We start from the raw sequence: 13,089 nt of genomic DNA, 5'->3' as shown, positions 1-13,089 counted from the left end.
GTCAGCGCCGCTCCTTGAGCCGGACGTTGGGCAGGGTCGGAGCCGGGATCGGCTTCATGTCGATGTCGACGAGGCCGAAGCGGCCGTCGCTCATGCCGCCCTCGACCTGCTCCATCCACGCACGGCGGTGGCCGGCGACCTCGTCGTGGGTGCGGCCGATGAAGTTCCACCACATCACGATCGCCTCGCCGAACGGCGGGCCGCCGATGAGGAGCAGGCGCGCCTCCTCGTGGGCCGTGACCGTGAGGGTGGTGCCCCCGGCGGGGACGTAGGCCAGGTCGCCCGGCTTGAGCTCGGTGCCCTCGACCTCGATCATGCCCACGTCGAGGAGCACGCCGTGCTCGAAGGTCTCGTCGACCTCGATCTCGACCGTGCGCCCGGGCGCGAGCATCAGCTCGGCCCCCAGCAGCGGGGTGTGGGTGGGGACCGGCGAGCGCGAGCCCAGCACCTCGCCGAGGAACACCCGCACCTCCCAGCCCGGGCCGCGGACGGGTGCGGGCGCGTAGTGGTGGAACGCGGGGTCGGCGTCGCGGGTCGCGTCGGGCAGCGCCACCCAGAGCTGGGCGCCGTGCAGCACCGTGGTGCCGGGCGTGGAGACCTCGGTGTGGCTGATGCCGTGGCCGGAGGTCATCAGGTTGAGCTCGCCGGGGCGCACGGTCGCGTGGTTGCCGGCGGAGTCGCGGTGCTCGATCTCGCCCTCGAAGAGCCAGCTCACCGTCTGGAGCCCGGTGTGCGGGTGCGGCGCGACGACCATCCCGCCGGTCTGCTCGACCTCGTCGGGGCCGTAGTGGTCGACGAAGCACCACGCGCCGATCAGCGATCGGTGGCGCTGCGGGAGCGTACGGCGCACCCGCATGGCGCGGGGACCCCCCAGCGGCACCTCGCGCGAGGTGAGCACGTCGATCTGCGTGGCCATCGTCGCCACCGTACCCGCGTCCGGCAATCCGCGCTCGGGCGTCGCGGCGACCTCCGACTTTGGTCGGAGGTCACGCACGTCGCACCCCGCCGGGCTCAGCTCAGGTGGTGCGGCTCGTCCTGGCGGAGGGAGCCGGACCCCTGGTGGGACGACCCCTGGGAGCCGGAGTCGGACGGTCCGTCGCTGCTGGGCCGCTCGATGCGGACCACGACGGACTTGTAGACCGGCTGGTTGCTCTTCTCGGCCGTCGAGTCGAGGGGCACGAGCGGGTTGGCCTCGGGGTAGTAGGCCGCCACGCAGCCGCGCGGCTGGTCGTAGGGCACCACCCGGAAGGACCGGGCCTGGCGCTCGACGCCGTCCTTCCACTCGCTGACCAGGTCGACGAGGTCGCCCTCGGCGAGCTCGAGGTCGCGCAGGTCGTCGGGGTTGACGAACACCACGCGGCGACCGCCCTTGACGCCGCGGTAGCGGTCGTCGAGACCGTAGATGGTGGTGTTGAACTGGTCGTGCGAGCGCATCGACTGCAGCAGGAAGCGACCGCGCGGCACGTCGAGGACCTCCAGCGGCGTCGAGGTGATGACCGCCTTGCCGCTCTCGGTCTCGAAGACGCGGTTGTCGCGCGGCGGGTGCGGCAGGACGAAGCCGCCCGGCTCGTCGACCTTCTCGTCGTAGGCAGCGCAGCCGGGGACCACGCGGGCGATGCTGCGGCGGATCTCGCTGTAGTCCTCGCGGAACCTCGCCCAAGGCACGGGCGAGTCCTCGCCGAGGGTGGCCAGCGCCAGCGAGCAGATGATGTCGACCTCCGACCTCACGTGCTCCGAGGGCGGGTCGAGCGGGCCGTGGGAGGCGTGCACCGCCGACATCGAGTCCTCGACCGTGACCCGCTGCACCTTGCCGCCGGTGAGATCCTTCTCGCTGCGCCCGAGCGCAGGAAGGATCAGCGCCTCCCCGCCGTGCACGACGTGGGAGCGGTTGAGCTTGGTGGAGACGTGAACGGTGAGCGCGGCGTTGCGCATCGCGGCCTCGGTGGCCTCGGTGTCGGGGGTGGCGCCGACGAAGTTGCCGCCCATCGCCATGAAGACCCTGATCTTCCCGTCGCGCAGGCCCTGGATGGAGCCGACGGTGTCGAGCCCGTGCTCGCGCGGCGGCTCGAAGCCGAACTCGTCGCGGATCGCGTCGAGGAAGTGGTCGGGGACCCGCTCCCAGATGCCCATCGTGCGGTCGCCCTGCACGTTGGAGTGGCCACGGACCGGGCACAGCCCGGCGCCCGGCTTGCCGATGTTGCCCTGCAGCAGGGCGACGTTGACGATCTCCTTGATCGTGCCGACTGCGTTGTGGTGCTGGGTGATGCCCATCGCCCAGCAGGTCACGGTGGCGGGCGAGTCGGCGACCATCCGGGCCGCCTCGGTGATCTGGGCGCGGGTCAGGCCGGTGGAGGCCTCCACCTTGTCCCAGTCGAGGTCGGCGACGTGGGCGACGTAGTCCTCGAGGCCGGTCGTGTACTGCTCGAGGAAGTCGTGGTCGAGCGCGTCCCACTCGACCAGTAACGACCCGACGGCCTGGAAGAAGGCCAGGTCGCCGTTGAGGCGGATCGGGAGGTGGAGGTCGGCGACGGGCGTGCCGACGGTGAGGCCCTTGGCCTTCTGGGGGTTCTTGAAGCGGACCAGGCCCGCCTCCTGCAGCGGGTTGACCGCGATGATCTTCGCGCCCCGCGACTTGGCCTCCTCCAGCGCGGAGAGCATGCGCGGGTGGTTGGTGCCGGGGTTCTGGCCGACGACGAGGATCAGCTTGGCCTGGTGGATGTCCTCGAGGCTGACCGAGCCCTTGCCGATGCCGATGGTCTCGGTGAGCGCGGAGCCCGACGACTCGTGGCACATGTTCGAGCAGTCCGGGAGGTTGTTCGTGCCGAGGCTGCGGGCGAACAGCTGGTAGGTGTACGCGGCCTCGTTGGAGGTCTTGCCCGAGGTGTAGAAGGTCGCCTGGTCGGGGCTGTCGAGCCGCTGGAGGTGACCGGCGATGGTGGCGAACGCGTCGTCCCAGGAGATCGGCTCGTAGTGGGTGGCGCCGGGGCGCAGCACCATCGGCTCGGTGATGCGGCCCTGCTTGCCGAGCCAGAACTCCGTGCGCTCGGCGAGGTCGGCGACGGAGTGGGTGGCGAAGAACTCGCGGTCCAGGTGCTGGCGGGTGGCCTCCTCGGCGACGGCCTTGGCGCCGTTCTCGCAGAACTCCGCGACGTGGCGGTGGCCGGGCGCGGGGTCGGGCCACGCGCACCCCTGGCAGTCGAAGCCGTCGACCTGGTTGAGACGGGTGAGCGAGGACGCCGTGCGTCGTACGCCCATCTGCCCCAGCGCGCGACGCATCGCCACGGCGACCGCGGTCGCGCCGGCTGCGGCGTGGGCCGAGGAGTCGACCTCGACCTCGTCCTCGTCGATGTCGTGGGTGGGCACCTGTCGCGCCTCGTTGCGGAGCCGGGCAGGTACGTCTCGCAGCTGGGATCGGAGCGTCACGCTGTCCATAGTGCCCCAGGGTGTGATGCGGGCAACCACCCGGAATAGTGGTCCGCGGCCGGTCGTTGCCGCCAGTCATGCCTTCGTTGTTCGAACCCCTCGACCTCGGCGCGGTGACCCTCCCCAACCGCGTCCTCATGGCCCCCCTCACCCGGATGCGGGCGACCCCGCCGGGCGACGTGCCCAACGACCTGATGCGCGAGTACTACGTGCAGCGCGCCAGTGCCGGCCTCCTGGTCTCGGAGGGCACGCAGATCAGCAACGAGGGCAAGGGCTACATGGACACCCCCGGGATCCACAGCCCCGAGCAGGTCGCCGGGTGGCGCCGCATCACCGACGCCGTGCACGAGGCCGGCGGGCTGATCGCCGCCCAGCTGTGGCACACCGGCCGGGTCTCCCACGAGTCGCTCCACGACGGGCGGCCGACCGTCTCGGCCAGCGCCGTGCCGTACCGCAACCGCACCACCGTGCGCGGCGAGGACGGCCGCCCCACCCGCGTGCCGTGCCCCACCCCCCGGGCGCTCGCGCTCGACGAGCTCCCCCGGGTCGTCGAGGACTACCGCCGCGCGGCGGTCAACGCCCGCGAGGCCGGCTTCGACCTCGTGGAGGTCCACGGCGCCCACGGCTACCTGCTCCACCAGTTCCTGGCCGCCGACACCAACCAGCGCGACGACGAGTACGGCGGCTCGCTGGCGAACCGGGCACGGCTGATGCTCGAGGTCGTGGACGGCGTCGTCGACGCCTGGTCGGCCGACCGGGTCGGGATCCGGATCTCCCCCATCGGCTCCTTCAACGGCACCGAGGACCCCGAGGGCGCCGAGGCCGGCCTCTTCGTCGCCGAGGAGCTCGGCCGGCGCGACCTGGCCTTCCTGCACCTGTCCGAGCCCGACTGGGCCGGCGGCCCGGTGCTCGACGACGACTACCGCCGGGCGCTCCGCGCCGCGCACCCGGGCCCGATCGTCGGGGCCGGCGGCTACGACCGCGCCAAGGCCGAGCGGCTGCTCGACGCCGGGCTCATCGACGCCGCGGCGTTCGGCCGGACGTTCATCGCCAACCCCGACCTGCCCCGCCGCCTGGCCGAGGACCTCCCCCTCAACCCGCAGCGGCCGGAGTCGTTCTACGGCGGCGACGCGGAGGGCTACACCGACTACCCCGAGCACGGCGCCGCCTGATCGCCGCCTGATCGCCGCCTGACCGCGTCGCGTCCCCACCGGCCGATATCGGTTTCGCCCGGTGGGGGCACGACGCCTAGGGTCGTGCCCGACATGCAGGACTTTCCTCCCCGGGTCGCGACGTTCTTCACCGGCACCGACGACGCGCCCAGCCCGGACCCCGACACCCGGTCGCCCGCAGCCTTCCTCCGATGGGTGCTGGGCCAGCAGAAGGCGCTCATCGCGCTGTCGTCGCTGTGCTACGCCCTGTGGTTCCTGCCGATGACGCTCGGCCCGTGGATCTTCGGCCGGGCCGTCGACCAGGGCATCGTCGGCGGCTCCACCCCCGCGCTGGCCGGGTGGGCGCTGCTCCTGCTCGTCGTCGTGGTGATCGGGTCGGTCTTCGGCATCGTGTCGCACACCCTGGTGGTGCGCAGCTGGCTGGTCGGCCTCTACGGCACGCTCGAGATGGTCACCCGCAAGGTGGCGCAGATGGGGCACGTGCTGCCCCGTCGCTCGCCGACGGGTGAGGTCCTCAGCGTCGCCTCCAGCGACTCCGACGAGTTCGGGGCGCTGACCGAGATCGTCGCGCGCTCGCTCGGCCAGCTGGCCTCCTACCTCACCGTGGCCTTCATCGTCCTGACGATGTCATGGCAGCTCGGGCTGCTGACGCTGGTCGCGGCACCGCTCCTGGTGGGGGCCGCGCTCCCCCTGCTGCGTCCGCTCCACCGGCGCCAGCAGGTCGAGCGCTCGCGCACCTCCGACCTGACGTCGCTGGCGACCGACATCGTCGCCGGCCTCCGGATCCTGCGGGGCATCGGCGGCGAGCAGACCTTCGGCGCCAACTACGACCGGCAGTCGCAGTCGGCCAAGGAGGCGGGCGTCGCCGCCGGCATCTGGCAGGCCGTGGTCGAGGCCGTGGGCGTGCTGCTGTCGGGCATCTTCCTCGTCGCGCTGGTCTGGCTGGGCACCCGCGAGGTCGGCTCCGGCGCGCTGACGGTCGGCGAGCTGATCACCTTCCTCGGCTACGGCCTGTTCATGGTCGGGCCGATCCGCACCTTCTTCGAGCTGGCCCAGAAGGGCACGCGCTCGCTCGTCAGCGCCCGCAAGGCCATCGCGATCCTCGAGCAGCGCCCGCCGTGGCGCGACCCGGACGCGCCGGTCGCGCTCGACGGCACCGCCGCGCTCCACGACGCCGCGAGCGGCCTCACCGTCCCGCCGGGCGTCCTCACGGTCGTCGTCAGCGCCGTCCCCGAGCAGAGCGCCGCCCTCGCCGACCGCCTCGGGCGCTACCTCCCCGCCGACACCGAGCCCGTCGCCGCCGACGACGAGGGGGGCCTCAAGGGTCGCGCCGCTCGCCGCGCCCGGGCCGCCCGCGCCGAGGAGCGGGCGCGGATCGCCGCCCTCGACGAGGAGCGGGCCGGCCGCGAGTGGGGCGTCACCCTCGGCGGCGTCGACCTCTCGCGGGCCTCGCTCGCCGACGTACGGCGCCAGGTGCTGGTCAGCGACACCGGCAGCCAGCTCTTCGCCGGCACCCTCCAGGACGCCGTCGACCCCCACGGCCGGCTGACCCGCGAGCAGGCCGAGCACGCGCTGCGGGTGGCCAACGCCGAGGACGTCTACGACGCCCTGCCCGAGGGCTGGCAGGGCCAGCTCGACGAGCGCGGCCGCGGCCTGTCCGGCGGCCAGCGCCAGCGCGTCGTGCTGGCCCGCGCGATCGCGGCCGACCCGCCGGTGCTGGTGCTGGTCGAGCCGACGTCGGCGGTCGATGCCCACACCGAGGCGCGGGTCGCCGAGCGGGTCGCGCAGACCCGCCGCGGCCGCACCACCGTCGTCACCACCGTGTCCCCGCTGTGGCTGCACCACGCCGACCACGTGGTGCTGCTGCACGACGGGACCGTCGTCGCCGAGGGCCACCACGCCGACCTCCTCGCCGGGCACGCCGACTACCGGCGCGTGGTCGCCCGCGCGCTCGACGACCAGCCCGACGACCAGCTCGACGACCAGCTCGACGACGAGGGGGTGACCCGATGAGCGCCGACCTCCTCGCCACCTCGGCCGACACCTGGCGCGACCGCACGGACGACCCACCGGCCGTCCCCGACGCGCTCCGCCCGCCCACCGGCGGCTCGGTCCGCGACCGGCAGCGCGCCCTGTGGCAGCGCCACGACCTGCGCCGCCAGCGCGCCGAGGACGTCTACACCGCCTCGCGCAACCCGGTCCGCGGCTGGCCGGTGTCGGGCAACCGTGCGGTCCTCGACTTCTTCACCGGCCTCGTCCGGAGCCGCAAGCGGTCCTTCGCCCTGCTGGTGCTCCTCAACGCGCTGGCCGCCGGGTCGGCGCTGGTCGTGCCGCGGCTGCTGGGCAGCCTGGTGAACCGCGTCGAGCAGGGCACGGAGGTCGCCGGCCTCGACCGGCTCGCGCTCACGGTCGTCGGGGTCGTGGTGCTGCAGGCGCTGTTCACCTTCGGCGCGCAGCGCACCTCCACCCACTTCGGCCAGGACCTGCTGGCCTCGGCGCGCGAGTACGTCGTCGGCACGATCCTGCGGCTGCCGGTCGGCCGCGTGGAGGGCGCCAGCACGGGCGACCTCGTCACCCGGGTGACCCGCGACGTGGGCACGATGGCGCGCTCGGTGCAGTGGGGCGTGCCGCGCCTGCTGATCTCGCTGCTGACCGTCGTGCTGTCGGTGGTCGCGATGCTGCTCAACTCGCTCGTGCTCGCGGTACCGGCGCTGCTCGTCTTCTCGCTCTGCACCCCTGCGGTCCGCACCTACCTGCGGCGCGCGCCGAAGGCCTACATCACCGAGGGCGCGACGTACTCCCGGATCAACACCACGCTCACCGAGACCGTCGAGGGGGCCCGCACCGTGGAGGCGCTCGGCCTCTCGGCCGGGCGGGTCCGCGCCGGGAGCGACGACATCGAGGTGTCCGCGCAGGCCGAGCGCTACGGCATGACGCTGCGCAACGTCCTCTTCGCCGCCCTCAACGGCGCCTTCCAGGTGCCGCAGGTCGTGACGCTCGTCGTCGGCGCGTGGGCCTACTCCCGCGGCTGGGTCGACCTCGGGCAGATCACCGCGGCGATGCTCTACGTCGTCGCGCTCGGCGAGCCGCTCGACGCCTTCATCGGCGAGGTCGACCGGCTCCAGGTGGGCGCCGCCTCGACGAGCCGACTGCTCGGCATCGCCGAGGTGCCCCCGGACCGCGAGCCCGGCGACCGGCTGCCCGAGGGCTCGGAGCTGGTCGGCGAGGACCTGCGCTTCGCCTATCGCGAGGGCCACGACGTGCTGCACGGCGTCGACCTGCGCCTGCGCACCGGCGAGCGGCTCGCCGTCGTCGGCCCCAGCGGGTCGGGCAAGTCCACCCTCGGCCGGCTGCTGTCGGGCATCAACCGGCCGCGCACCGGCTCGGCCCGGGTCGGCGGCGTCGACCTGGTCGACCTGCCGCTGGAGGTGCTGCGCACCGAGGTCGCGCTCGTCACCCAGGAGCACCACGTCTTCATCGGCACCGTGCGCGACAACGTCGTGCTCGCCCGCGAGGACTCGACCGACGACGACGTGCGCGCCGCCCTGCGCGCCGTCGGTGCGCTCTCGTGGGTGGAGCGGCTGCCCGAGGGCCTCGACACCACGATCGGCTCGGGGCGTCAGTCGCTGACCCCGGCCCAGGCCCAGCAGGTGGCGCTGGCGCGGCTGATCATCGCCGACCCCCACACGCTCGTGCTCGACGAGGCGACGTCGCTGATCGACCCCCGCACCGCCCGCACCCTGGAGGGCTCGATGAACAGCCTGCTCGAGGGCCGCACGGTCGTGGCGATCGCCCACCGGCTCCACACCGCGCACGACGCCGACCGCATCGCGGTCGTCATCGACGGCCGCATCGCCGAGCTCGGCAGCCACCACGAGCTGCTCGACCTCGACGGCGAGTACGCCGCCCTCTGGCGGGCCTGGACGTCCTGACGCGTCAGGCGTCGGCGCGCGAGGCGTGCTGGTGCCAGCGCCAGAACCCCCAACCCAGCACGACGCACACGGCCGCGGAGACCGCGAAGCCGAGGACCGAGCGACCGGCCCACGGGGCGAGGAGGGCGGCGGTGGCGGCGTTGAACACCAGGGTCACGAAGGACGCCGCGGACATCACCGCGCCGCGGCGGGTGGGCACGAGGTCGAGCATCAGCAGCTGGATGTTGGGGTAGGCCAGGCCGTTGCCGAAGGCCACCAGCGAGACGCCGACGACCGCCCACGGCAGCACCTGCCCGGCCGGCGTCAGCGCCACGACGACGCCGAGGAGCGCACCCAGGGTGCTGACGGCGTAGCCCACCGAGACCAGGCGGCTGCTCGAGACGATGCGGCCGTAGCGGCCACTGGCGACCGAGCCGACGATCATGGCGCCGATCATCGGGACGAAGAGCTTCCAGAAGTCGAGCTCGCCCTCCCCGAGGAGGTCGACGACGAAGATGGAGGCGCCGCCGATGTAGAGGAACTGGGCGCCGAAGACGAACGTGCCGGCCCAGGCCATCCGGTGGAAGGCGGGCACCCGCGCGACCGCGGTGAGGCCGCCCAGGATCTCCCCGACCCTCAGGGGCGTACGACGCTCGGGCGGGTGGCTCTCTGGCAGCAGCGCGAGCGAGGCCACGACCAGCACCACGGCCATCGCAGCCATGAACCAGAACACGGTCTCCCACGGGCCGGCCTGCACGAGCAGCCCGCCGACCACGGGCGCGATCGCGGGCGCGAGGCCGAAGATCACCGCCACCTGGCTCATCATCCGCTGCGCCTCGGGGCCGTCGAAGAGGTCGCGGATGATGGTCCGGCTGACGATGGTGGAGCCGCCGGCGGCCAGGCCCTGCACCACCCGGCCCACGAGGAGCAGCTCGAGCGACGGGGCGAACGCGCACGCGACCGAGGCGACGGCGTAGACCGCGAGCGAGCCGAGGATCACCGGGCGGCGCCCGACCGCGTCGGAGAGCGGGCCGTGGAAGATGCTCATCGCGGCGAACGCCAGCATGTAGGCGGTCACCACGAGCTGGAGCTGCGGCACCGTCGCGTCGAGCTCGCGGCCCATCTCGGTGAAGGCCGGGAACGGGGTGTCGATGCTGAACGGGCCGATCATCGACAGCAGCGCCAGCACGAGCGGCACGCCGACCGCGACCCTCAGCGACCGGCCCTGCGACGGGGACGGCGTGCGGGACTGCGGGTCGGTGCGGGTCGGCGGGTTCACCCGCTGAGGCTACGGTCCAGGTTGATCACGGCACTGACCAGGCTCAGGTGCGTGAACGCCTGCGGGAAGTTGCCGAGCTGCTCGCCGTTGAGCCCGACCTGCTCGGCGTACTGCCCGAGGTGGTTGGCGTAGGTGAACATCTTCTCCAGCGCGACGCGCGCCTGGTCGTGGCGCCCGGCGCGGGTGAGCGCCTCGACGTACCAGAACGAGCAGAGCGAGAACGTGCCCTCCGCGTCGCCGCCGCCGACGCCGTCGTCGAACTCCTCGTCGTCGTAGCGCAGCACCAGGCTGTCGGTGACCAGCCGCTCCTCGATCCGCGCGAGCGTGGAGAGGAAGCGCGGGTCGTCGGGGGCGACCATCTTGACCATCGGCATCAGCAGCGTGCCGGCGTCGAGCTCCTCGCCGCCCGCGAACGCGGTGAACGCGCCGATGTCGTCGTTCCAGCAGTCGGTCATCACCCGCTCGTAGATCGCGTCCCGGGTGGCGGCGAGCTCGGTGAGGTCGCCGGGCAGCCCGCGGCGCCGCGCCACGCGCATCATCCGCTCGACCGCGACCCAGCACATGACCAGCGACGTGGTGTGGGTGCGAGGCTCGCCGCGGATCTCCCACATGCCTGCGTCGGGGCGCTCCCAGTTGTCCATCAGCCAGCCGACGATGCGGGTCAGGTCGGTCCACGCGTCGTGGCTGATCCCGCGGCTGTGCTTGTCGAAGAGGTAGACCGAGTCGATCAGCTCGCCGTAGACGTCGAGCTGGAGCTGGTCGACCGCCTGGTTGCCCACGCGCACCGGCCGGGAGCCGCGGTGGCCCTCGAGGTGGTCGAGCTCGCGCTCGTGGGGCGTGCCACCGTCGAGGTCGTAGAGCACGCGCAGCGGCCCGAGGCGGTCGGTCTCCTCGCCGTCGTCGGCGGCCTCGCCGAGCCTCTCGCTGAGGAACCGGACGAACGCCGACGCCTCCTCGGTGAAGCCGAGGCGGAGCAGGGCGTAGACGCTGAACGCCGCGTCGCGGACCCAGACGTAGCGGTAGTCCCAGTTGCGCGTCCCGCCGATCACCTCCGGCAGGCTGGTCGTCGGCGCGGCCACGATGCCGCCGCTGGGCTCGTGGCACAGCAGCTTGAGGGTGAGCGCTGAGCGGTCGACCCACTCGCGCCAGCGGCCGGTGTAGGTGCTCTGCGACAGCCACCCGCGCCAGAAGGCGGCAGTGGCGTCGAAGAGCTCCTCGACGTCGGCCTCGCAGCACCCCTCCGGCTCCTCGCCGGGCGAGAGCACCTCCAGCACGAACAGGGCGGCCTCCCCCGCGTCGAGGGCGAGGTGGGCGGTCGCGGCGTGGTCGTCCACGTCGAGGTCGACGGTGCTCGACAGCGCGAGGTGGACGTCGCCGTCGGCGAAGCGCACGACGTCGTCGCGCACGTCGAGGTCGGGCTCGACGGCGCCGTACTCCGGACGCGGCGCCATGTGCATCGTCAGGTCGACCGACCCACGCAGCCCGACCACGCGGCGCACCAGGCGCTGGCGGTGCGCGTCGTCGTCGGCCCGCAGCAGGGGCATGAAGTCCTGCACCTCGACCACGCCCCGCTCGGTCATGAAGCGGGTGACGAGGATGTTGGTCTCCGGGTGGTAGTACTGCTGGCTGCGCGCCTGCGGGTCGTCCGGCCCCAGGCGCCAGTGGCCGGCGTCGGGGTCGAGGACCGAGGCGAAGACGCTGGGCGCGTCGAAGCGTCCCGGGCAGAACCAGTCGATCGTGCCGTCGGTGGCGACGAGGGCCGCGGTGCGGAGGTCGCCGACGAGCCCGTGCTCGGCGATCGTGGGCCGCTCGCGGGTCTCCCGCTCAGTCACCGTCGCGCCCACCCAGGCGCCAGCCGCCGGGCGGCAGGTCGAGCGCGGCGTCGGGGCCCCACGAGCCCTTCTCGTAGGGCAGCGGGTCGGGCCGGTCGTCGAGCACCGGCTGGCACACCTCCCACAGCCGTCGGGTCTCCTCGGCGTGCGCGAAGAGCGTGTGGTCGCCCTCCATCACGTCGAGCAGCAGCCGCTCGTAGGCCTCGAGCGGGTCGTCGTCGGGCAGCTCCTCGCCGAGGTCGAGGTGCATCGTGGCGGGCGCCAGCTCCATCTCGGGCCCCGGTCGCTTGCCGAGCAGGTCGACCTGCACCTTCGCGGTGTCGGTGAGCTCGAGGACCAGCTCGTCGGTGCCGCCCACCGGCGCGAAGACGCCCGAGTCGGGCTCGCGGAAGCGCAACGTCACCGTGCGGCGGGTCTCCGCCATCGCCTTGCCGGTGCGCAGCAGGAACGGCACGTCGCGCCAGCGGTCGTTGTCGACCCACGCCTCGAGCGCGACGAACGTCTCCACGGTGGAGTCCTCCTCGACGTCGTCCTCGTCGCGGTAGCCGGCGTACTGGCCGAGCACCACGCGCTCGGGGTCGAGCGGACGCACGTCGCGGAAGACCGCCGCGCGGGCCTTGCGCACGGCGTCGGCCGACCACTCCCCCGGGTCCTCGAGCGCGACCGCGCCGAGGATCTGGAACAGGTGGGTGGAGACCATGTCGCGCAGGGCACCGGTGGACTCGTAGAAGGAGCCGCGGCCCTCCATGGCGAGGGTCTCGGGCACGTCGACCTGCACCGAGGCGATGCTGCGCCGGTCCCAGGCGGGCTCGAAGAGCGCGTTGGCGAAGCGCAGCGCGAGGAGGTTCTGCACCGCCTCCTTGCCGAGGAAGTGGTCGATGCGGAAGACCTGCTTCTCCTCGAAGACCTCGTGCACGTCGTGGTCGAGCTCCTCGAACGACTCGAGGTCGAGGCCGAAGGGCTTCTCGATCACCAGGCGGGCGCGCTCGGCGAGGCCCTCGCGGCCCAGCATGGCGACCATGCCGGACATCGCGGTCGGCGGGACGGAGAGGTAGACCAGGCGGCGCACGTCGTCGTCCGATCCCTTCCCGAGCGCCTCCTCGACCTCGCGGACGTGGGCGGCGAGGTCGGAGCCGTCATCGGCGTCGGAGGTGCGGAAGGTGACCCGCCCGAGCAGGTCGCGCACCAGGTCGTCGTCGAGGTCGTCGACGCTCTCGCGCAGCCCGTCGCGGACCTCGTCGCGGAAGTCGTCGTCGCTGCCGGGCGAGTGCCGCCCGCTGCCGATGACGGCGTAGTCCTCGGGCAGCCGGCCCGCCGCGGCGAGCCGGTAGAGGCCGGGGAACAGCTTGCGGGCCGCGAGGTCGCCGCGGGCGCCGAAGAGGAGCAGGACGTGGGGCGGGAGGGCCGCGCCGTCGGTGGTCATGCTCCGACGCTAGCGACCACCCGAAGGGGCGGAGCCGCCCCTGCGGGTG

General features: G+C 73.2%; 8 protein-coding genes. 3 read left to right on the top strand and 5 right to left on the bottom strand.

The window, feature by feature from the left end; translation table 11 throughout:
* Position 1: 1 nt before the first annotated feature.
* Both ACFFJG_RS13350 and ACFFJG_RS13345 read right to left on the bottom strand, forming a co-directional pair.
* Positions 2 to 916 carry a pirin family protein gene (locus tag ACFFJG_RS13350; RefSeq protein WP_378519217.1) on the bottom strand — a complete coding sequence of 305 codons (915 nt, stop codon included), beginning with the start codon at positions 914 to 916 and terminating at the stop codon, positions 2 to 4.
* Positions 917 to 1,011: 95 nt separating this feature from the next.
* Positions 1,012 to 3,423 carry an FdhF/YdeP family oxidoreductase gene (locus ACFFJG_RS13345; RefSeq protein WP_378519216.1) on the bottom strand — a complete coding sequence of 804 codons (2,412 nt, stop codon included), beginning with the start codon at positions 3,421 to 3,423 and terminating at the stop codon, positions 1,012 to 1,014.
* Positions 3,424 to 3,500: 77 nt separating this feature from the next.
* Between ACFFJG_RS13345 and nemA the strand changes: the two genes are divergently transcribed.
* From nemA to ACFFJG_RS13330, 3 genes are all read left to right on the top strand, one after another.
* On the top strand, positions 3,501 to 4,595 hold the full coding sequence (nemA, locus tag ACFFJG_RS13340) for an N-ethylmaleimide reductase (protein WP_378519215.1): 1,095 nt from the start codon (positions 3,501 to 3,503) through the stop codon (positions 4,593 to 4,595).
* A 93-nt stretch (positions 4,596 to 4,688) separates the two neighbouring features.
* Positions 4,689 to 6,608 carry an ABC transporter ATP-binding protein gene (locus ACFFJG_RS13335; protein WP_378519497.1) on the top strand — a complete coding sequence of 640 codons (1,920 nt, stop codon included), beginning with the start codon at positions 4,689 to 4,691 and terminating at the stop codon, positions 6,606 to 6,608.
* Positions 6,605 to 8,527 carry an ABC transporter ATP-binding protein gene (locus ACFFJG_RS13330; protein WP_378519214.1) on the top strand — a complete coding sequence of 641 codons (1,923 nt, stop codon included), beginning with the start codon at positions 6,605 to 6,607 and terminating at the stop codon, positions 8,525 to 8,527. The genes ACFFJG_RS13335 and ACFFJG_RS13330 overlap by 4 nt, the downstream gene beginning before the upstream one ends.
* Before the next feature lie 4 nt (positions 8,528 to 8,531).
* Here the strand turns inward: ACFFJG_RS13330 and ACFFJG_RS13325 are convergent, their stop codons facing one another.
* Genes ACFFJG_RS13325 through zwf form a run of 3 tightly spaced genes read right to left on the bottom strand, consistent with a single transcriptional unit; the run spans position 8,532 to position 13,040 of the window.
* A complete protein-coding gene (locus ACFFJG_RS13325) occupies positions 8,532 to 9,785 on the bottom strand; it encodes a multidrug effflux MFS transporter (RefSeq protein ID WP_378519213.1) in 1,254 nt (417 codons plus the stop codon).
* On the bottom strand, positions 9,782 to 11,617 hold the full coding sequence (locus ACFFJG_RS13320; RefSeq protein ID WP_378519212.1) for a glycoside hydrolase family 15 protein: 1,836 nt from the start codon (positions 11,615 to 11,617) through the stop codon (positions 9,782 to 9,784). Before ACFFJG_RS13320 ends, ACFFJG_RS13325 begins: the two co-directional genes overlap by 4 nt.
* Positions 11,610 to 13,040: a glucose-6-phosphate dehydrogenase gene (gene zwf, locus ACFFJG_RS13315; RefSeq protein ID WP_378519211.1), complete on the bottom strand. Its 1,431-nt coding sequence runs from the start codon at positions 13,038 to 13,040 to the stop codon at positions 11,610 to 11,612. The genes ACFFJG_RS13320 and zwf overlap by 8 nt, the downstream gene beginning before the upstream one ends.
* Positions 13,041 to 13,089 lie beyond the last annotated feature (49 nt).

This window comes from Nocardioides zeicaulis (assembly GCF_042432345.1).
Taxonomy (GTDB): Bacteria; Actinomycetota; Actinomycetes; order Propionibacteriales; family Nocardioidaceae; genus Nocardioides; species Nocardioides zeicaulis.
The sequence above is the reverse complement of the archived record's forward strand: the minus strand, read 5'-3'. Positions and strand labels throughout refer to the sequence as shown.